Here is a 19,606-nt window from a genome sequence, read left to right on the forward strand (position 1 = left end):
TACAGGCTGGAATTACCAAAAAAGCACGGTTGCCAGCCGCTATTTAAATTTTCCTTTTAACGTCAAGGGTTTGAGCTTGTGGCGACAGATTGCGTCTGGTATTCCAACCGTTGTTTTGCGGCGGCACTGCATCACTTGTATTTATTAATTCGATAAAAAACAACATTTGATTCTACCCCAGAAGGGGATTACAGTTATATTCAAGCTTCTAACGCAGGGCCCAATGCTGAAGCAGCACCGACAAGTTTAAGCCGATCGCCAAAAGTCGATCGACAAAAAGAGAGAAGATAAATGACCAAGAAAACGCCAAAAAATCAGAGTGCACACGGCTTAAAGCCGGACTGCCTATCCTTCGGGGAGGTTTTAGCTCAATCCTTTGCCGTCATTGCACCTACAACTATCCCAGCATCTAATATAGGTTTAATTGTCGCTCTTTCGGGTAACGGGGCTTGGCTGAGCTTTCTCATCGGCTTGATCGGCCTAGTATTTGTCAGCATCAATATCAACCAATTTGCGAGTCGATCGGCTTCTGCAGGTTCTCTTTATTCTTACATTGTTAAAGGACTAGGCCCGACTGCCGGCGTAATTTGCGGCTGGAGTTTGGTACTGGCTTATCTATTTACTGCTATGGCCGTTTTGTGTGGTTTTGCCAACTTTACGGGTATTTTCATCGGTCATTTAGGCATCCATCCGTCACCGATTACCCTGTTATCGATCGGGGCTGGCGTTGCTTGGTATGCAGGTTATAAAGATATCCAGCTTTCAGCTATGGCGATGCTGTGGCTGGAGGGAGCATCAGTAGCGGCGATCGCACTTTTAGGAATTATCATCTGGGCGCACAAAGGTTTTGCCTTAGATATGTCCCAACTGACTTTGGAAGGCGTAACTCCGGGGAACATAGCGACGGGACTTGTCTTAGTAATGTTTGGTTTCTCTGGTTTTGAAAGTGCTACATCTCTGGGCGACGAAGCGAAAAAACCCTTAAAAAATATCCCCAGGGCTGTCATGGGCAGCGCTGTGATGGCAGGCTTATTCTTCATTTTGATGACCTATATTGAGGTTTTGGGTTTTAGCGGTACTGGAGTTTCTATTACTAATACTGAAGAACCTCTGAGTTTTCTGGCGCAACAAGTGGGCATGGGCTGGCTGGGAGAGTTAGTGGCTTTCGGCGCTTTATTTAGCTTTTTTGCTTGCGTGCTCGGCAGCATCAATCCAGCGGCGAGAGTGTTTTTTATGATGGCGCGCCACGGTTTGTTTCACTCTTCATTAGGTGTAGCGCATTCATCTAATAAAACTCCCCACGTTGCAGTAACGATGTGTACATTTCTGACATTCTTGGTGCCGGCTGTGATGTCTATGTTTAACATCAAACTGTTCGATTGTATGGGTTATTTGGGGGCAATTTGCAGCTACGGATTTTTAACCGTGTACGTCTTAATTTCGATCGCGGCTCCGGTTTACCTGCACAAAATTGGTAAGTTGCGCCTGCGAGATGTGCTGTTCTCAGTGGCGGCGATCGCATTTATGATGATTCCGATTGCGGGCAGCGTGGGCATTCCCGGCAGCACTATGTTCCCACCTCCCGAAGCTCCTTACGATGCCTTTCCTTACTTGTTCTTGATGTACTTGGTTGTTACTTGCGGATGGTTTTTCTGGCAGCGGCTGCGTTCTCCTGAACTGACGGGATCGATGCAGCAGGGTATTGACGCAATTCATGCCAAGTTCGAGGAAGAAAATGCAATTTACGGCGGTGTTCGATTGAAAGCAGTATCGATCGACAGCAACGGCTTTGATTAGTTGCAAGGCGGTGTTTATAGATGTTAATTTAGCCGCCAAGACCGCCAGGGAATTAATTCCCTGGCTAATAGCAAAAGTCCTCTGAAGAGGACTAATAATTTCTTCAGTCCTCTTGAGAGGACTCGCAGCTCTGAGGCGGGGGTTTTAACCCCTGCCGCACCGCGGGAGCAACCGCAAAGACCGCTGAAATTAAGGAGACACAGAAATGAATGAATTACTAACAGCAATTTCTACGGCAATGACAGCTTTTACGGCTACGAATCTAGACGATATTCTGATTCTGCTGCTGTTTTTCTCGCAGGTGAATGCAGTATTTCGGCGCAGGCATATCGTCTTCGGTCAGTTTCTGGGTTTTACTGCACTGGTTTTTGTTAGCCTTCCCGGCTTTTTTGGCCGCTTAATCTTTCCGCCAGATTGGATCGGAATGCTGGGTTTGCTGCCAATTGCGATCGGGCTTAGCCGCTTGCTGAATTCAGAAACCGACGATTCGGAAGTTGAGGCAGAATTAGAGCAATCTGAGAAATCTTTTTTTAGCAGTTTTCTGTCTCCTCAAACTTACAGCGTAGCAGCGGTGACGGTGGCAAATGGGGGCGACAATATCGGGATATATGTGCCGCTTTTTGCTAGCAATACTTTAGAAAGTTTGGCGGTTGTTCTCGCTGTATTCTTCGGGATGGTGGGCGTTTGGTGCTACGCTGCTTATCGGTTAATTCAGATGCGGGCGATCGCGGATACTCTGACTCGCTACGGCAATCAGCTTGTGCCTTTTGTTTTGATCGGATTGGGAATGGCGATTCTGGTTAAAAGCGGCACTCTGGCAAGTCCAACTTTAAGTATAATATCTTTAGTTGGTTGCGGTTTCTGTTTGATAACTATGAGCAGAAGTAACGCCAGCGAACCAGAAGTTTAGGAAAGTTGAAGGAACAGCACATGAGTTGGATTGCAGCAGCGATTATTACCGGGATTACATCTTTTGCCGCAACCAATATCGACGATATGGTGCTTTCGATGCTGTTCTTCGCCCAGGTAGATGATACTTTCCGCCCCCGGCATATCTTTGTCGGTAAGTACCTCGGATTTGCAGCACTCATCGCTGCTAGTTTGCCCGGTTTTTTTGGCGGTTTAATTGTGCCGAAAGCTTGGATTGGCTTGCTGGGTTTGGTTCCGATCGCGATCGGCATCAGTCACTTAGTCAAAAGAGAAAATGAGGAAAATGACGTACAAGCGGTATCGGGCGAATTTAACCGTCAATCTAACTCATCTGCGGTGTCAAAACTAGCAAATCTTTTCAACCCCCAAACTTTGAATGTGGCTGCGGTAACAGTGGCTAACGGGGGAGACAACATCGGCATTTATTTACCGCTGTTTGCTAGCAGCGATTTGCCGAGCTTGGTGGTGATTTTGGCGGTTTTCTCGGTGATGGTAGGTGTTTGGTCTTATGCCGCTTACCGGTTAACTCTTCATGGGGCGATCGCCCGTATTTTGACTCGCTATACTCAGGCTGTTGTCCCTTTTGTATTGATTGGTTTGGGAATATTCATCCTGATTGAAAGCGGTACTTATCGCCTGCTCCCGCCCTTTCAATCTAACTAAGAATTAGCCCGGGTTCCCCTACTTACATCCCTCTATAGGTAGATAATTTTCCGGAACATCATAAGTTCTAACTCATCAATTTTACCTTACCAATTATTTTCTTAAAATGGTGTCTAAATTACTTGCACTATATCACCAAAGATGCTAAGTTAATAATGAACTAATTGCTCGAGCTAAAAGCAGCTTCAAACTAATTTAGCCGCGAATTTTGACGAAAGTTCAAGCCATATTGTGAGCTAGCAAGTTGCCAGACTTAGGCAAGAATATACCTGTCATTTCACTAAATTATGTAGTGGTGAATCCAACTCAGCTAAAAACTTGAGGAGGAATCCTTAAAATATCGCCCGAACACTTCGCCACTACCCCACGCCGCTCGACTTTGACAATAGGTCTAATCCTAAAAAACCAGATTTTTTGATTCTGCCAAATTTGGTTTCTCAGGCCAACCAGTTAAAGAGAGTTCGTTTTTGCCTAAGTCCTAAGATAGCAAGCAAACAGAAAGTTGGAAAAAACCTGACAATCTAGAAAAGGACAAAAATTGTGAAAATCTTCAAATTTGTTTTAGTGCTCTTGGTAATGGCCGCCAATTTAGTATTCGTTCCCCCATCCTGGGCCGACGCTCCAAAAACGCCGAAATATGCGAGCAATCCCGACTACATAGAGGTGACTCAAGCTCTGAACACTCTCAGGACAGCGAAAGATGCACCCAATCTCGCCCAGACTTATACCCCTGAGCAACTTCAGCAAAAAATCGCTCAATTGGAGTTTCAAAAATACACTTTAGAAACGGGAAAACCTTGGGGTCAGTGCCGCAACGAAACCGGAAAAACCCTGGCTGTCTACGGCCCGAAACGCAAAAAAGCAGCTTCCTCTTCTTACGAGAATGCCCTTTATTTTCTAGCTGACGGCCAAACAACTGAACATAAATGGGATTGCGATGGAATTTATCTACCCAGCGATATCAAAGCAACTGATTTAAGAGCGACCGATCAACCTTCAGAAGAATTGACTGGCGGTCTAGCTGTTAAGATAGTTGACGGAACTCAAGTTGTAGCGAGAGCTAATCCCGATACGGCGGCTGTAGAATTCAACGTTCCTACTGCTAAAGTTTTCCAGCCTGGGGATGCGAATTGGTTTGTTCCTGATGTGACTCAGGCGTACATAGATGCCCAAGTTCCCAACGCACCTACTGAGGAAAATGATTAGTTTTGGTGAAGTTGTAATGCGATCGCCTGTGTAAAGCCCGTTGCAACGCAAAATCCCGCCCGGGAGCGCTCTCCCGGCAATCGTCCAAGCTCGATCGCTCGTGCCGTAGGGACACGGCGCCATGCCCTTCTTCGTGTCAACTTAAGCTGTCAGTCCGGCAAATCCTCTCACCTACCCACCAGCCCGCCAGGGAATGAATTCCACGGGGCTTATAGCGAAAGTCCTCTCAAGAGGACTAATGAGTTTAAAAATTCTTCTTCTGAGTCCTCTTGAGAGGACTTTAGCTTTGAGGCAGGGGTTTCAACAAGAGCCGGACTGAAGGTGTTACCTTAAGTTGACACCAATCGGCATTGCCTTTGTCCCTACCTCTGCTACTTCATATTTGCAGTTAAAATTAAAAGGTTTCTCTATGCTATTAAAGTTGAAATCCACGAAAGTAAATACAGAAAAGACTAAGCGACCAAATCCGTCGCGGGTGCGCGATCATTTGGCAAACGAGCGCACTTATTTAGCATGGATGCGGACAGCAATATCGCTGATGGGTTTTGGCGTAGTTATCGTGCGCCTTCGCGCCTTCCATCCCCCTCTGCTGCCAACTCCGGGCAATGGTTGGAAGTTAGGTTTGCTTTTTTCAATAGTGGGTTTGCTGACGGTGCTATTATCAACTAAGCACTACTTCGGCGTCCGCCACGATATCGATTACGATACTTATGAACCTACCGATCGCTGGGTAATTCTTTTCAGCCTCGCGATCGCAATCCTAGGGGCTGGGGTAATTTATTATATGTTCACCGTTCCTTCTAGCTTAGAAGGTTTGATGGCTCCTGAATAATGGCGCAGGTTTAATATCAATCTTAAAGAGTTCGATCGCGTGCAATTATCGTTCCAACCGATGCAAGTAGATGATGAGAAACCAAACCAGCAAAATCTGTCGCGGGCGATCGACCGATCGGCAAATGAGCGCACCTTCTTAGCATGGATGCGGGCCGCGATCGCCCTCATGGGTTTTGGCGTCATCATCGTCCGACTTCGCGTCGTGCAAGTGCCCGTACAGTACCGCCTGGGGATGGGGTGGAAGTTGGGTTTAATCTTCTCTCTAATAGGTTTGGCGACAGTCTTAATCTCAACTTTGCACTACTTCACCGTTCGCCGCCAAATTGACGAGGATACCTACGAACCGTCAGATTGGTTGATATTCGTCTTCAGTTCGGCTGTCGGCTTATTGGGGATTGGAGTAATTTATTTTATCTTTGCAGCCGCCGTGGGCCCAAGTAGTTTTGTAATACCCGATTGATTTTCAACAGGAGTTAATTATGAACAGCGATACAGTTGCCACGATCGCTTCCATTATCATCTTAGCTGCTGCTATCTGGGCAGCATTCGTAGTGCTGGAGACTGTCGCGAAAATAGTCCCTAAATTGCTGGGCGTGACAGTGGCGATCGGGCTTTTGCTCGTTTACCTGCAATTTTACTGGGGCATCGATACTGCATATCTTTGGCAAACTGTCAAGCATTTGCCTGAAGCTTTCAATTTCTCGATCGGCGCCTAAATTAGCACCAGCCAGGATTCTCAACAACCTCTCGCGGATAGATATTTTTGTACCGGGAAAAAACTAGATTTAGCCGATCGCCCATAAAATACGGTAACTCGATCGAGTTACTAGACATTACTCAGTTTTGCTGTTAAACTACGGTAAGCCGATCGAGTTATGGGTTCTTAACGTGGAAAACGCTAAAAAAGTCAGTGAAAAGTACGAGCTTGCAGGACAACTCACCCAACAGTTGCCACAAGCTAAGGGCTTTAACGAAGTCTGGTTTAAAAAGATCAGAGGCGGGTTGCTTCTGGCAATTGGATATTTGCTATCACCGCTGTGTTGGTGGAATGACATATTTTTCAATCTGCCAATTGCCTACGCCTTTGGGTATATCTTTAGTTGGCTTTCCCCAGATTTACTGTTTCCTTGCACCATTGTCGGCTACTGGCTTTCCAATATTGCGGGAATTCTGTTGATGCAGCTAGGAACTTTAGATGTTTTTACAGACAAACCCAAGGAAAAAAACCTCAAAAAAGAGTTATTGACGGGTTTAGTTTCCTCAACCGCCTTCACTCTTGTCATTGTGGCATTGATTCATTTTAATGTTCTCGATACTCCCGATTTCTTTGCCGGCAAGCAGTCGGTTAACCTCAGCTCTACTTTACCTATGACGAGCGTCATTTCAAGGTAGAAGACAAAATATAAACCCCATAAATGAATCCAGGGTTTTTGATCAGTTACACAGGTACATTTAAGAAAATCAGGGAGCTTTTACACTACAATTTCTGTAGTCTTGTTTATTTGCATTTAGTTACTTTTACCAAGAATAGAGTTGCTGAGAACGCGACAACTCTAAAGCCTTGAAAAGACAAATTTATGGTGAAAAATATTGAAATGCAAGTGAGATTTAGCCTGTGTAGCTGTGTTGCAGGAGCCGCCCAAGTTATCTATTTGTGGGTGGGCAGCGCTTAAATACACAGTTTTTGGGCATAACCGTGAACTACTTATTACTATCGTTTCTCAGCTTTTTTGTGGGCATTATCGTTGGTTTGACCGGAGTTGGCGGAGCCTCGCTCATCACCCCAATGTTAATTTTTGTTTTTCAAATTCCAGCATCAATTGCTATTAGTTCTGATGTCGTAGCGGCTACACTGATGAAAGTTGTTGGCGGCTTCAAACACTGGCAGCAAAAAACCCTCGACTTGCAAGTAGTTAAGTGGCTGGCTTTGGGGAGCGTACCCGGTTCGCTGACTGGCGTGTGGATTTTACACTGCATCCAATCCAGCGAAAATCAGGACTTAGACAGCATATTGCTGCGCTTTCTCGGAGTAGCGATCGCCCTAATTGTCGCTTTATCGCTGAGCCAATTAGCGGTCAAAACATTTTTCCCTAATTTTAAATTGCCTTCGCCCCCTGAATGGGACTTAAATACTAATTATGGTCGTTTTTGTACTGTGAGTGCAGCAGCAATTTTAGGCTGCATAGTGGGAATCACTAGCGTGTCTTCCGGTTCGATGTTTGCACTGTTGCTGATTGCTTTTTTCCGCCTGGATACTTCTAAATTGGTGGGTACAGATATTTCGCAGGCGGCGCTTTTGTTGATGTTTACATCTGTGGGACACCTCAGCCTCGGAACAGTAAACTGGAGTTTAGTTTTGCCGATTTGGTTGGGTTCGGTGCCGGGAGTTTTGGTAGGCGCTAAATTCTGCCAAATTATGCCTCAACGCCCGCTAAAGTTTGTTATTTACGGAATGTTGGCGATGGCTAGTTGGAAGTTGTATCAAGTCTGAAAAGTAGGGTAAGGTCAGGAGTATTGCTGTCAACAAATATGCGCTTTCGGTGCAGTCCGCCAGGGAATTAATTCCCTGGCGGTCTTTCGGGTTAAGCTGATAGCAATGTCGCAGTAATGACGATCGCCCCTACTACGTATTAATAATTGCTGACTAATGCTTCAAGTTCGCCGACGGTAGGCAATTCTAAATCTTTGAACAAGACTGTACTGAGGTAGCGTTCGCCATAAGAAGGCTGCACAAAAACTATCAATTTTCCAGCATTTTCCGGCCGCTTGCCGACTTGAATTGCGGCACACAAAGCGGCGCCTGCAGAAATTCCTGACAACAATCCTTCTTCTCTGGCTAGTCGGCGACTGTAGGCGATCGCATCTGCGTCGCTAACTGCGATCACCTCATCAATTAACTCTGGTTTCAACACTTCCGGGATGAATCCTGCGCCAATCCCTTGAATTTTGTGAGCACCAGATTTGCCTCCAGAAAGCACGGGGCTGGTGGCTGGTTCAACTGCGATCGTCCTAAAACTCGATTTCCGCTGTTTAATTACCTCAGCAACTCCAGTAATCGTACCGCCGGTGCCAACTCCAGCAACTAAAAAATCTACTTTACCTTCTGTATCTTCCCAAATTTCTTCGGCCGTTGTTTCCCGGTGAATTTTTGGATTAGCGGGGTTGCGAAACTGTTGCAGCATGAAAGCATCGGGGGTTTCTTCTACAATTTCTTCCGCACGGGCGATCGCGCTTAACATCCCTTCATGTCCCGGAGTTAATTCCAACCGAGCTCCGTAAGCTTTCAGCATCGATCGGCGCTCTAAACTCATCGTATCCGGCATTGTTAAAATCAGACTGTAGCCTTTCGCCGCCGCGATCATTGCCAAAGCAATTCCAGTATTTCCCGAAGTCGGTTCAACTAAAACAGTTTTTCCCGGTTGAATTAACCCCGCATCTTCTGCCGCCTGAATCATGCTCGCCCCAATGCGATCTTTCACCGAAGCCGCCGGATTCATCCCTTCCAATTTCGCTACAATTGTAGCAACCACTCCCTCAGCTTGAGGAATTTTATTGAGCTGAACTAAAGGAGTTCTGCCAATTATTCCTGTAACATCCTTAGCAATTCTCATGGCTTAATTTCTCTCCCTTTAAATGTAGTACATGGGATTTGCTTGTTTGCGAACATCCCGCTGTTCGCACAAATCTTGTAATGTGTATTTGCCCAAAACCGCCAAAGATGCCTGTTGAGCTTCCTGCCAGATTTCTAGCACCGCAGTTTTTTCTATTGTTACAGATTCCGAAACTTTTTGGGTCTGGCCGCTGCCGGATCCTTCGAGAGTCGAAAACACCTCTAGCAAAGTAATCTGCCAAGGCTCTTTCGCTAGCAAATAACCGCCTTTAGCACCCCGCAGACTCTGGACAATACTTGCACGCCGCAGCACGGCAAGAATTTGGTCTAAATAGCGTTCCGGTATCTCACCAGAAGCAGTAAGTTCGTTTACTGTTAGGGGCGAATCCTTCGGGTGGTGGCTCGCCAGTTCCAAGAGCGCTAACAGGGCATATTCTACTCTAGAAGATAGTTCCACATTCCCCACTGGCGATCGAGTTTAAATTGTACATTATATCATAGTACACAATTCCGGTAGGTGTACAGGTGTTAGTATATTTTTATTACAAAAACGGTTGGAGAAATCCCGTGAGCAACGTAAATGTAGGTTTAAGCTGTCGGCACTGTCGGTTTTACGAGCAGCACGGGCACAGGGGCGGAAACTGCCTGATGCTCGGCGTGGGGGTACAGGGTGGGTGGAAAGCTTGCCCCTTCTTGGTTCCACCCTTTGCACCGTCTTGGGAACACCCAGAAGCGGGTAGAGAACGAAAGTCTCAAATGTTGGAGCGATCGAGTATTTTACAAGCAATACCGCCGCCTTAAAGTAAGTGCTAAGTAGGTAGGCGGATATATGCTGTGTCATCGTTAAGTTTATTCATACTCACCTACTTGGCGGCAGTCAACACGTGCGAGATATCGCATCTGTTGGCAGTGAGAAGGAAGAAATCAACACAAAGAAAAAAGCAAGTGCGATCGTCACCCTTGCTTTTGAACTTATTGACCAGTGGAGGAGAAAATTTAATAAATGCAAATTCTCACAAAACTGGGTTTAAAACCCCGTCCTTTTAGGACGGCTTTCTCTGAATTTAGGGATACGCCCGTACTTGTGTTTGTATATTTTTGTGAATAATTCGGCAATATTAAGCCAGCCCCGCTAGCATAAAGATATCGTGATGAGGTCGAAGTCATGCTAGTTTTTGAGTTCAAAGCATTCGGTAAAAAACAGCAATTTGACGCTGTAGACGAAGCAATTAGAACGGTGCAGTTCATCCGCAACAAAGCATTGCGCTTTTGGATGGAAAACACAAAAGTCGATAAATACGGCTTAAACAAGTACAGCGCTGTTCTAGCTAAAGAATTCCCGTTTTGCGATGACTTAAACAGCATGGCTCGCCAATCTAGCTCAGAAAGAGCGTGGTCGGCGATCTCCCGATTCTATGACAACTGTAAAAAGAAAGTCCCAGGAAAAAAAGGATTTCCGCAATTCCAGAAAGACAACCGCTCGGTCGAATACAAGACTACTGGCTGGCGTCTGGCAGATGACCGGAAATCTATTACTTTTACCGATAAGAAAGGAATCGGGAAACTCAAATTAAAAGGAACGCGCGACTTGCATTTCTACCAACGCAGTCAAATCAAGCGAGTGCGCTCGGGTTAGCGAGCAGACGGATATTACGTCCAGTTCTGCATTCAAGTTGACCGCTCTGAGAAGATTGAAATTACTGGCAACGCCATTGGATTAGACGTGGGACTAAAAGAGTTCTACACAGATTCCAATGGTGTTGCAGTCGAAAATCCGCGATTTCTGGGCAAGTCCGAGCGCAGGTTAAAAAAAGCCCAAAGACGAGTTGCCAAACGAGTCAAGGGTTCGCAAAATAGAAAAAAGGCTAGAGTGATTTTAGGAAAGCGCCACCTCAAAATAAGTAGGCAACGTAAAGATTTTGCCGTGAAATTGGCAAGATGCGTGATCCAGTCTAGCGACTGTGTAGCCTACGAAGATTTGAGGATTAAAAATATGGTGAAGAATCACTGTCTAGCGAAATCGATTAACGACGCATCTTGGTATATGTTCCGAGTGTGGTTGGAATATTTCGGCAAAGTATTCGGAAGAATTACGATTGCCGTGCCAGCCAATGGAACAAGTCAAGAATGCTCTAACTGCGGAACAATTGTTAAGAAAACTCTATCAACGCGAACCCATGCTTGTCGGTGTGGATGCGTATTAGATCGTGATTGGAATGCCGCTAAAAATATTCTAAGTCGGGGATTGAGTACGGTGGGGCACACCGGAACTTGGATTTTAGATCCGAACGCTTGTGGAGAATTGACCGCTACCGATGTTGAAGTAATTCTGCATCGGCAAGTCGATTCTGCGAATCAAGAATCCCCTCGCATGCACGGCAGGGGAGTGTCAAATTTCGTAGTGCCACACCTCAGAAGGCTGCAGAATAATCCGGTGGAGCGGCAGACGATCGATCAAGCCTTGCTGCTCAAAATGACCGAGGGTGCGAGTTACAGTTACGCGACTTGTACCGATGATTTCTGCAATGTCCTGATGCGTTAAAATCATATCGATCAGATGTCCTTGCTCTACCTCAGAACCAAACCTCTTAGCCAGCCAAGTTAATAGTTGATAGAGCATAAAATCAACTCTTTTGTAACCTCGCATTACCATAAACTCTTCAGCCTGCTGAATGTGATTGAGCAGAATATCTCTATTTAGCCAGCGATCGCCACATAGTAAAATTGCCTCGACTTTAGTGAGGCATTCAATTTGAAAAGGATCGCATTTTGATATCGGTTTGCCGATCGTATCACCAGGCCCCCACAATCCCAAGGTGATAATTGTGCCATCTTCAAGCCACGTTACAGTTCGCACTACTCCAGTTTCAATTCGCCACAGAGCATTGCTTCTGTTGGGCAAGTGCGAGCGACGAGAAAATATATGTCGGCTCGTTTCATCAAAAATTTTAGTGGAAACAGAAACAATAGTCATAGCCAGTTACTGAACGAATCAAAGTTAGTTTGTACAATTGCAGCAGGATAGTGCTGCTAGCAAAAATCTATATAAATTAAACCTTTACTAGATTCCTGCACCGTCTAAAAACTGTGTAATAAATAAATTAGAAGACATAAATAATTCATGTTTTTCGACCTCTGCTGGCTCTGATTGAGTTGTTTTGAGCGGAGATAATTGAGATTTCAAAAAAGCAACCTGCTCTTCTAAATCCTTAATGCGATCGAACAAAGCTCGGATTGCTTGAGCTTCCAAATCCGGTAGGTCTTGAGAATTTTGAGCATCTTCCACCTGCTTTTTCCGAGGGATGATGCGGCCGGGAATTCCCACAACTGTGCAATCGCTAGGGACATCCCGCAGCACTACCGAACCCGCACCAATCCGAACATTATTGCCAATTTGAATATTGCCTAAAACCTTAGCACCGGCTCCTACCACTACATTTTCTCCCAGCGTTGGATGCCGTTTTCCTATTTCTTTACCCGTGCCGCCAAGGGTCGCTCCTTGATAAATTACAGCATAATCTCCAACGATCGCAGTTTCGCCAATTACCACCCCCATGCCGTGGTCGATAAACACCCCCCTACCAATTTTTGCACCTGGGTGGATCTCAATACCTGTTAAAAAGCGGCTCAGTTGGGAAATCAAGCGCGGTACAAACGGCAGGCCAGCGGAATAAAGCCAGTGTGCTATCCGGTGCAAAAAAAGTGCTTGCAGTCCGGGATAGCAAAATAATACTTCCAGCCAGTTGCGCGCCGCCGGGTCGCGTTCGTAAATAATTTGCAAGTCACTGAACATATTTACTCTCGCCGTGTTTGGGTTATACAGTATCGGCAGTGCGGACGGTTTAAGCTGCTTTATGCAGTAGTGGTTGTGGCATTATTACATATAATACTGTAAATCGACCGAATTACAGTAGTTAATGAAAAAAAATTTTTCCTTCCCCAGCCCCTTCTAAGCTGCCTCCGATATTTTCCGCGAAACAAACGGTACAGCTTGTCTGACTTCTTGCCGCAGCGGAATCTCGATCGAGAATTCCGTCCCCAATCCCGGTGTCGAATCGCAGCGCAGCGCACCCTTGTGCTTTTCTACGACAATTTTATAGCTGATTGACAGTCCCAATCCTGTCCCTTTTCCGGCAGGTTTAGTCGTAAAGAACGGGTCAAACAGCAGTTTTTTGACATTTTCTGGCATACCGGGGCCGTTGTCAGATATCCGCACAATTATTTTGTCGGGACTTGAATATTCTGTGGTTATGGCGATCGCGATCGGATTGGCTTCCGCTGCTTTGGGCCCGCGATCGAGGCTGTAACTCTCAAGGGCGTCGATCGCATTAGCCAGAATATTCATAAACACCTGATTTAATTGTCCGGCATAGCACTCTACTAAAGGTAAATTGCTGTAGTTTTTAACAATCTCGATCTGCGGGCGATCGGCTGTAGCTTTCAGGCGACTTTGCAGAATTAGCAGAGTGCTGTCAATGCCTTCATGGATGTTGACAGGTTTCATTTCGCTTTCGTCCAAGCGAGAGAAATTCCGCAAAGATTTGACAATTTGAACAATGCGATCGGCTCCTATTTTCATCGAGGACAGCAGTTGCGGCAGATCTTCGCACAGAAAGTCCAAGTCAATATTTTCTAAATGCTCTGAAATTTCCGACGGAGGGGATAAATAGTGTTTCTGGTAGAGTTCTACCAACTCCAACAAATCGTTAGTATATTTGCTGGCGTGGTGGATGTTGCCGTAAATAAAACTAATAGGATTGTTAACTTCGTGGGCGACACCAGCAACTAATAAACCCAAACTAGACATTTTTTCCTGCTGAATCAGTTGACTTTGAGTTTGCTGCAACTCTTGCAAAGTTTGTTCTAGCCGTTGAGATTTAGCCGTGCGTTCTGCTGCTATTTTTTCAATGAGAGCGGTATAATTCCACAAGCTGATTAGATAAAGTGTCGCCGCCAAAGTTAAGATTGTCCCAAAAATTAAAACAGTCAAAGAACGCCAAAATCTTAGAGGATTAATGTACTCTGGCGTTAGCCGCAGTTGCAGCAACCACCTGCGATTTTCAATATTGAGAATGCGGGTGCAACTGCTGCCATCCGGGCAGTAAGCTCTTTCCCCAACTTGGAGTTGATTTTTAATGTTTTCGTCGGTGACTATCCTTTTAGTCTTTGCTTCGTAAAAAGCTAGAAATCTTTCTGCTTCAGGAGCCATAGCATCTTGAAGATAAACGTTAACAAAGTTGAGTTTAGTTTCCTGTAAGGCCGACTTAACAATAGCATCAACGAGCAAAACTCCGAAAGCAAAACCTTTCAAATTTTCGGGTGACGGAGCCGGTGAATCCGGCGGCACTTCTGCGGTATCGCCAGCAGAAACTTGACTAAAAATTGGCAGAAATACGAAGACGGTTGGTTGATTTTGTGAAGACCATTTTTGACGGTCAGTCGCAATAATTTCTTGTCTTTTGGCGGCTTTTTCTAACGCTAGCCGATTGGCGGTTAAATCTAAACCTAAATCTATTTCATCAGTCAGGAATTGCGGAGAGTCAGAAACACGGGGCAGCCAAGCGATCGCCTTCAGGCTCGGATGGCGGTACAGGGCAGAACCAACAAATGTATTCATTTCTGGTTTTTTAACGCCGTCAAATACGCTGTAAAATGCTCCAGCAGCACGAATTATTTCTAAATTGCCGCTAACATCTCTCTGAATGTCTGTAGCTATTTTGTCCAGCCGGTCTTGCAGTTCGGCTTGCATGGATTTGTATTCCCAATTGTACGCAACTGAAGAGGCGATCGCAGACAGTCCAAATCCTGCACCAAGTGTTAATGCTGCCTGGATGTAACGGCGATAAGCAAGTAAAGTCCTAGTTGCTAAATTGAACAATTTGTTAGCATTCATATTCTTCGCTGACCTTTTTTTCTCGTTCCCAGTCACAGCCTGGGAATGAATTTCAGGAGGAACCACCTCCGGTTTGGAGCCACGAGACAGCATTACCAGGCACGAGCCTGGTAACGATGTGGCAGCAGTATTTTGTAAAAGCTCCCCGATAGTATTTTGAGTAAGATGCAGCCGCTGATTTAAATTGAATAAGCAGGAAAAGTCATCGCGTGTTTGGGCTTGACGTAAACGTGCTGATCTCGCGTTAACTGTAGAGAATCGAATCGCTCGCGACTCACGTAAGCTGTTACTACCTGCTCGGATTCTAACACTAACTCGGTTTGTATTTCCCGCCCTAAATGAATGATGCGGCTGACTTTTGCTAATGAAAAACCAGACTCCGGCTTAGTTTTAATTTCCACGTCGTGGGGGCGCAAAAACACTACTTCCGAATGAGCGGCTCCATTATGGCGAGGCGTTGTGGGGTTGCTGGCGAACAAACCCGCAGCATTCGACAGCACATTGACCGGCCCAATAAAACTCATCACAAAAGCTGTTGCCGGTTTGTCGTAAATTTCCGCAGGAGTGCCGACTTGTTCGACTCTACCTTTGTTCATCACTACAATTTCGTCGGCTACTTCCATAGCTTCTTCTTGGTCGTGAGTCACAAAAACTGTGGTGATATTAACTTCTTTGTGAAGGTTGTGCAGCCACGATCGCAATTCTTTACGGACTTTAGCATCTAATGCTCCAAAAGGTTCGTCTAGCAGCAGCACTTTCGGTTGAACTGCTAGAGCTCTGGCCAAAGCAACCCGCTGCCGCTGGCCCCCGGAAAGTTGCGAAGGGTATCTGTCGCCCAAACCGTTCAACTGCACTAAATCCAAAAGTTCCTCAACCCGCCTGCTAATAGAGCCTTTAGGAACTTTGCGAATTTCCATCGCAAAAGCAATATTTTTCCGAATACTCATGTGTTTGAACAAAGCGTAGTGCTGAAACACAAAACCGATATGCCGTTCCTGCACCGACTGATGAGTAGCATCTTCACCGATCAGGTAAATCTGACCGCTGTCCGGCGGTTCTAGCCCCGCGATCATCCTCAGCAGAGTCGATTTCCCGGAACCGGAAGGCCCCAACAGCGCGACTAAAGAACCCCTTTTAATTTCCAAATTCACGTTGTCAATGGCGTGGAAGGAGCCGAAGTGTTTCGATACGTTCTGAACTGTAATGCTCATGAGTTTATTTACCTATTTTAGGAGTTGAGGATGTTAACTCCGAATACCAGACAGATTTACAGTAGTATATCCTGAAAAAAATATTTTGCAACACCTGTAACTTTTTGTATCGTATTTCTAGCCCTCCTGATGGGGACTGCGCTTCAAAGTTGACGCTGGCGGACCGTCCGAGTTAACCCGTGAGCGTTTCCAGATGTGGCTGTATCGTTCAGTTGACCTGTGACAGTTGACCTGTGACAGTTGACCTGTGACAGTTGACCGCAAGAGGGCGACCTCTACCTGGAAGTCCGAGGATTGGAGTAATGAATAGTCGGATTTTAATTTCTCAAGGGATCTCGGGGCTGGGGCTTTAAACCAATTCTTTCTGGTAAAGGCGATAAATGCGATCGTCAGTCAATTAGGGAAAAATTAAATGTCCCCGCCCGCAGTATGCAGGTAAAATGCCCAACAGCTTAGCAGCAATGGCTGTTTTGCGGTAGTCTGCTAGCCTGACCCTTCCCCGACTCCCGACAATTCGCCAGTCCCGGCGATATTGAAGATTTCAGGTACGAATTGCTCAATCTGAACTGCGATCGCCCACAATTTATATGACAATAGTTAGTTCAGAAGCCAGCCAGCTTCAGCTTTGACAAACTACCAGAATAGTAAATTCTAACCAGAACACCGCTATGGGAAAACCAACAGGCTTTATCGAATTCCTCCGCGAATTGCCCTCAGAACTCTCACCAGTCGAGAGAGTCCACAACTGGGACGAATTTCACCTGCCGATGGATGAGGACAAACTCCGCAGCCAAGGCGCGCGCTGCATGGACTGCGGCATTCCATTTTGCCACACCGGCACCATCATCAGCGGCATGGCAAGCGGCTGCCCGATTAACAACCTCATCCCCGAATGGAACGACTTAGTATATCGCGGACTGTGGAAAGAAGCCCTAGACAGACTCCACAAAACGAACAACTTCCCCGAATTCACCGGCCGCGTCTGTCCCGCGCCCTGCGAAGGTGCTTGCGTGCTCGGCATCAACAACCCGCCGGTCACGATTAAAAACATCGAAGCCTCGATTATCGACAAAGGCTGGGATGAAGGCTGGATTACCGCCGAACCGCCAGCCAAACGCACCGGCAAAAAAATCGCCGTCATCGGTTCCGGGCCCGCAGGTTTGTCGGCTGCGGCGCAACTAAATAAAGCCGGTCATTGGGTAACTGTATACGAAAGAGCCGATCGACCGGGCGGCCTGCTAATGTATGGCATCCCCAACATGAAGCTAGACAAAGAACAAGTCGTGATGCGCCGCCTGAAAGTCCTCGAAGACGAAGGCGTGACATTCGTCTGCAACACCGAAGTCGGCAAAGACTTACCAGCAGAACAACTGCTAAAAGAATACGACTCCGTTGTGCTCTGTACCGGCGCCACCAAACCTCGCGACTTGGGCATCCCCGGCCGGGAATTAAAAGGCATCCACTTCGCAATGGACTTCCTGACAGCCAACACCAAAGCAGTTCTCGACAAGAGCACCAACGATAACTTCATCTCCGCCGAAGGCAAAGATATCGCGATCATCGGCGGCGGCGACACCGGCACCGACTGCGTGGGCACCTCCATCCGCCACGGCTGCAAAAGCCTGGTACAGCTAGAAATCCTGCCCAAACCGCCCTCGGAACGCGCCGCCAACAATCCCTGGCCGGAATGGCCGAAAGTCTACCGTCTCGACTACGGCCAAGAAGAAGCCGCAGCCAAATTCGGCGACGACCCCCGCGGCTATCTCACCACCGCCACTTCGTTCGAGGGCGACGAAAACGGCAATGTCAAAGCCGTGCACACCGTTGAGGTGGAGTGGGCGAAAAACGAGAAAGGACAGTTTATTCCGAAACACATCCCGGGCACGGAAAAAGTGTTGCCCGCACAGCTTGTGTTGCTAGCGATGGGCTTCCTCGGCCCGGAACAGCCCTTGCTGGATGCGCTGGGATTGGAACGCGACGCCCGCAGCAACGTGAAAGCCGAGCACGAAAAATATACAACCAGCATTCCGGGAGTTTTCGCGGCAGGGGACTGTCGCCGGGGACAAAGTTTGGTGGTTTGGGCGATTAATGAAGGGCGCGGCGTGGCCCGGGAGTGCGACCTTTATTTGATGGGTGAAACCGATTTGCCTTAGTTGATTGATTTGGCCGGTAGTCTACTGTTTCACTATTAGACCCGCAGATCCCCCCTAGCCCCCCTTAAGAAGGGGGGGACTGGAGTGTTCAAAGTCGACCCCTACTCCCCTTCTTAGGGGGGGACTGGAGTGTTCAAAGTCCCCCTACAACCAGGGGGATGCGAGGGGGATCGAGACTCGGGTAAAAACGAGATTTATCAAACAAAGGTTTTAGTAGATTGTTGACACTAATGCTCTTCATTGCCTTTTTTGAGATTTAACATTTTGAGTAAAGGGCATTCTTGACAGTGGGGAAATCGCTGCTGCACTTTGTTACCCTTGATAATTTGCTCGTAGGGGCAACTTTGTTGCGATTGGCGATCGAACTGCAAGTGCAAACCTACTGAGGCAACGGTTAAAATAGTACCAGCCATGCTGTCAATATACCCGATCGCGATCGAACCAACTGCCTCTGCAACTTGAACGCAAACGTAACAATCCAGAACTCGCCCAACAATATTACAACAGTGCCCATCAAATCTTTCAACAATTGGGAGCTGCGAAAGACTTAGAAAAAATCGATCGAGAGTGGGAATCCGATTAATTTTAATCGAGAAATGCCGCAGGCGATAGGTGAAAAAACTCAGCTAATTTCTGAATTTGACTCACCGTCAGTTCCCTGTTACCATTCAACACCTCAGCCACCAGAGACTCAGTATAAAAAATATCCACCAAGTCTTTTTCTGAAAGCTCAGCTTCAACCATCAAAGCCTTGAGCAATTTAATCCCCTTCAGCACAGGCATTGGCTCATGTTTTTGTTCGTAATCATAGACAAGAATACCCAGCACATTTAAGTAATCTCGGTCATCTTGCGTCAGTTTTCGGCGATCCAAAATATAATTAATCCGATTTTGGGTAGCAATTAACTCAGCTTCACAACTAATCGGGCGCGGGGGAAAAGCTACGATTAACTCAATGTAATCGCTACTAGGAGTTTTCAAACCAATCGTCATTTTTCCAATTCTCCTTGTCGTATTCTGAATGAATTAATACACTGCGGACGAATACTATTTGGTATTCATAATCAATAAAACTGATTAGCCGATAATTATTGCCACCAATATTAAAGACTGTAAAATTACCTACTAAGTCAGCGGAGGGAAAGACTTGGCGTACCTCGACAAAATTTTGCCATTCAGCCTCAGAAGTACGCTGATACCATATTAATAGACTTGGTTCAGCATTGGGGTGTTTTTCCCAAAATTCTCTCAGTGGTTTTCGGCTGATGACACGCATTAGATAATTATTTTATTCCTTGCTTGATAAGTA

20 protein-coding genes and 1 pseudogene are annotated in these 19,606 nt (G+C 46.3%); 12 read left to right on the forward strand and 9 right to left on the reverse strand.

The window, feature by feature from the left end:
* Window positions 1-291: 291 nt before the first annotated feature.
* The 9 genes from QUB63_RS14070 (at window position 292) to QUB63_RS14110 (ending at window position 7,921) form a co-directional block, all read left to right on the forward strand.
* Window positions 292-1,797 (forward strand): APC family permease, encoded by a 1,506-nt coding sequence (locus tag QUB63_RS14070; RefSeq protein ID WP_332945871.1) that lies wholly within the window; start codon window positions 292-294, stop codon window positions 1,795-1,797.
* Between the two features lie 205 nt (window positions 1,798-2,002).
* Window positions 2,003-2,707, forward strand: a complete 705-nt coding sequence (locus QUB63_RS14075; protein WP_332945872.1) for a cadmium resistance transporter — start codon at window positions 2,003-2,005, stop codon at window positions 2,705-2,707.
* Between the two features lie 20 nt (window positions 2,708-2,727).
* On the forward strand, window positions 2,728-3,390 hold the full coding sequence (locus tag QUB63_RS14080) for a cadmium resistance transporter (protein ID WP_332945873.1): 663 nt from the start codon (window positions 2,728-2,730) through the stop codon (window positions 3,388-3,390).
* A 540-nt stretch (window positions 3,391-3,930) separates the two neighbouring features.
* Window positions 3,931-4,596 (forward strand): hypothetical protein, encoded by a 666-nt coding sequence (locus tag QUB63_RS14085; protein ID WP_332945874.1) that lies wholly within the window; start codon window positions 3,931-3,933, stop codon window positions 4,594-4,596.
* Between the two features lie 409 nt (window positions 4,597-5,005).
* Window positions 5,006-5,428 carry a YidH family protein gene (locus tag QUB63_RS14090; RefSeq protein WP_332945875.1) on the forward strand — a complete coding sequence of 141 codons (423 nt, stop codon included), beginning with the start codon at window positions 5,006-5,008 and terminating at the stop codon, window positions 5,426-5,428.
* Between the two features lie 39 nt (window positions 5,429-5,467).
* Window positions 5,468-5,890, forward strand: a complete 423-nt coding sequence (locus QUB63_RS14095; protein ID WP_332945876.1) for a YidH family protein — start codon at window positions 5,468-5,470, stop codon at window positions 5,888-5,890.
* A gap of 19 nt (window positions 5,891-5,909) precedes the next feature.
* Entirely contained in the window at window positions 5,910-6,146 is a 237-nt protein-coding gene (locus QUB63_RS14100; protein ID WP_006631712.1) for a hypothetical protein, read from the forward strand.
* 172 nt (window positions 6,147-6,318) lie between these two features.
* Window positions 6,319-6,822 carry a hypothetical protein gene (locus QUB63_RS14105; protein WP_332945877.1) on the forward strand — a complete coding sequence of 168 codons (504 nt, stop codon included), beginning with the start codon at window positions 6,319-6,321 and terminating at the stop codon, window positions 6,820-6,822.
* A 304-nt stretch (window positions 6,823-7,126) separates the two neighbouring features.
* The gene (locus tag QUB63_RS14110; RefSeq protein ID WP_332945878.1) at window positions 7,127-7,921 is read left to right on the forward strand and encodes a sulfite exporter TauE/SafE family protein; all 795 of its coding nucleotides are present in this window, start codon (window positions 7,127-7,129) and stop codon (window positions 7,919-7,921) included.
* 139 nt (window positions 7,922-8,060) lie between these two features.
* On the opposite strand, the gene cysK is transcribed toward QUB63_RS14110, so the two are convergent.
* Both cysK and QUB63_RS14120 read right to left on the reverse strand, forming a co-directional pair.
* Window positions 8,061-9,041 carry a cysteine synthase A gene (cysK, locus tag QUB63_RS14115; RefSeq protein ID WP_332945879.1) on the reverse strand — a complete coding sequence of 327 codons (981 nt, stop codon included), beginning with the start codon at window positions 9,039-9,041 and terminating at the stop codon, window positions 8,061-8,063.
* An 18-nt stretch (window positions 9,042-9,059) separates the two neighbouring features.
* On the reverse strand, window positions 9,060-9,497 hold the full coding sequence (locus QUB63_RS14120; protein ID WP_332945880.1) for an RrF2 family transcriptional regulator: 438 nt from the start codon (window positions 9,495-9,497) through the stop codon (window positions 9,060-9,062).
* Window positions 9,498-9,607: 110 nt separating this feature from the next.
* On the opposite strand from QUB63_RS14120, the gene QUB63_RS14125 reads away from it, so the two are divergent.
* Both QUB63_RS14125 and QUB63_RS14130 read left to right on the forward strand, forming a co-directional pair.
* The gene (locus tag QUB63_RS14125; protein ID WP_332945881.1) at window positions 9,608-9,841 is read left to right on the forward strand and encodes a hypothetical protein; all 234 of its coding nucleotides are present in this window, start codon (window positions 9,608-9,610) and stop codon (window positions 9,839-9,841) included.
* 364 nt (window positions 9,842-10,205) lie between these two features.
* Window positions 10,206-11,414 (forward strand): annotated as a pseudogene (locus QUB63_RS14130) (RNA-guided endonuclease InsQ/TnpB family protein); the annotation flags it as partial.
* Window positions 11,415-11,429: 15 nt separating this feature from the next.
* Here QUB63_RS14130 and QUB63_RS14135 read toward each other — a convergent pair.
* The 4 genes from QUB63_RS14135 to QUB63_RS14150 all read right to left on the reverse strand — a co-directional run bounded on the left by QUB63_RS14135 (window position 11,430) and on the right by QUB63_RS14150 (window position 16,144).
* Complete coding sequence (locus QUB63_RS14135) at window positions 11,430-12,014, reverse strand: Crp/Fnr family transcriptional regulator (protein WP_332945882.1); 585 nt, start codon at window positions 12,012-12,014, stop codon at window positions 11,430-11,432.
* A gap of 87 nt (window positions 12,015-12,101) precedes the next feature.
* Complete coding sequence (cysE, locus tag QUB63_RS14140; protein WP_332945883.1) at window positions 12,102-12,833, reverse strand: serine O-acetyltransferase; 732 nt, start codon at window positions 12,831-12,833, stop codon at window positions 12,102-12,104.
* A 156-nt stretch (window positions 12,834-12,989) separates the two neighbouring features.
* Window positions 12,990-14,933, reverse strand: coding sequence for an ATP-binding protein (locus tag QUB63_RS14145; protein WP_332945884.1), 1,944 nt, complete (start codon window positions 14,931-14,933; stop codon window positions 12,990-12,992).
* A gap of 179 nt (window positions 14,934-15,112) precedes the next feature.
* On the reverse strand, window positions 15,113-16,144 hold the full coding sequence (locus tag QUB63_RS14150) for a sulfate/molybdate ABC transporter ATP-binding protein (RefSeq protein WP_332945885.1): 1,032 nt from the start codon (window positions 16,142-16,144) through the stop codon (window positions 15,113-15,115).
* A gap of 668 nt (window positions 16,145-16,812) precedes the next feature.
* Between QUB63_RS14150 and gltD the strand changes: the two genes are divergently transcribed.
* Window positions 16,813-18,297 (forward strand): glutamate synthase small subunit, encoded by a 1,485-nt coding sequence (gltD, locus tag QUB63_RS14155; protein WP_332945886.1) that lies wholly within the window; start codon window positions 16,813-16,815, stop codon window positions 18,295-18,297.
* A 227-nt stretch (window positions 18,298-18,524) separates the two neighbouring features.
* Here gltD and QUB63_RS14160 read toward each other — a convergent pair whose 3' ends face one another.
* The 3 genes from QUB63_RS14160 to QUB63_RS14170 form a co-directional block, all read right to left on the reverse strand.
* Entirely contained in the window at window positions 18,525-18,710 is a 186-nt protein-coding gene (locus QUB63_RS14160) for a hypothetical protein (protein WP_332945887.1), read from the reverse strand.
* Window positions 18,711-18,882: 172 nt separating this feature from the next.
* Window positions 18,883-19,290, reverse strand: coding sequence for a helix-turn-helix domain-containing protein (locus QUB63_RS14165; protein ID WP_332945888.1), 408 nt, complete (start codon window positions 19,288-19,290; stop codon window positions 18,883-18,885).
* Complete coding sequence (locus tag QUB63_RS14170; protein ID WP_332945889.1) at window positions 19,265-19,573, reverse strand: type II toxin-antitoxin system HigB family toxin; 309 nt, start codon at window positions 19,571-19,573, stop codon at window positions 19,265-19,267. The genes QUB63_RS14165 and QUB63_RS14170 overlap by 26 nt, the downstream gene beginning before the upstream one ends.
* Window positions 19,574-19,606: the final 33 nt, after the last annotated feature.

The organism is Microcoleus sp. ARI1-B5 (genome assembly GCF_036705795.1).
In the GTDB taxonomy this organism is placed as follows: Bacteria; Cyanobacteriota; Cyanobacteriia; order Cyanobacteriales; family Microcoleaceae; genus Microcoleus.

Bases quoted from the DNA above. Each gene is read 5' to 3' on its own strand.
- QUB63_RS14070 (WP_332945871.1), top strand. From the start codon at position 292: ATGACCAAGAAAACGCCAAAAAATCAGAGTGCACACGGCTTAAAGCCG.
- QUB63_RS14160 (WP_332945887.1), bottom strand. From the start codon at position 18,710: ATGGCTGGTACTATTTTAACCGTTGCCTCAGTAGGTTTGCACTTGCAG.
- QUB63_RS14165 (WP_332945888.1), bottom strand. From the start codon at position 19,290: ATGACGATTGGTTTGAAAACTCCTAGTAGCGATTACATTGAGTTAATC.
- QUB63_RS14170 (WP_332945889.1), bottom strand. From the start codon at position 19,573: ATGCGTGTCATCAGCCGAAAACCACTGAGAGAATTTTGGGAAAAACAC.
- gltD (WP_332945886.1), top strand. From the start codon at position 16,813: ATGGGAAAACCAACAGGCTTTATCGAATTCCTCCGCGAATTGCCCTCA.
- QUB63_RS14150 (WP_332945885.1), bottom strand. From the start codon at position 16,144: ATGAGCATTACAGTTCAGAACGTATCGAAACACTTCGGCTCCTTCCAC.
- cysE (WP_332945883.1), bottom strand. From the start codon at position 12,833: ATGTTCAGTGACTTGCAAATTATTTACGAACGCGACCCGGCGGCGCGC.
- cysK (WP_332945879.1), bottom strand. From the start codon at position 9,041: ATGAGAATTGCTAAGGATGTTACAGGAATAATTGGCAGAACTCCTTTA.
- QUB63_RS14145 (WP_332945884.1), bottom strand. From the start codon at position 14,933: ATGAATGCTAACAAATTGTTCAATTTAGCAACTAGGACTTTACTTGCT.
- QUB63_RS14075 (WP_332945872.1), top strand. From the start codon at position 2,003: ATGAATGAATTACTAACAGCAATTTCTACGGCAATGACAGCTTTTACG.
- QUB63_RS14090 (WP_332945875.1), top strand. From the start codon at position 5,006: ATGCTATTAAAGTTGAAATCCACGAAAGTAAATACAGAAAAGACTAAG.
- QUB63_RS14080 (WP_332945873.1), top strand. From the start codon at position 2,728: ATGAGTTGGATTGCAGCAGCGATTATTACCGGGATTACATCTTTTGCC.
- QUB63_RS14100 (WP_006631712.1), top strand. From the start codon at position 5,910: ATGAACAGCGATACAGTTGCCACGATCGCTTCCATTATCATCTTAGCT.
- QUB63_RS14135 (WP_332945882.1), bottom strand. From the start codon at position 12,014: ATGACTATTGTTTCTGTTTCCACTAAAATTTTTGATGAAACGAGCCGA.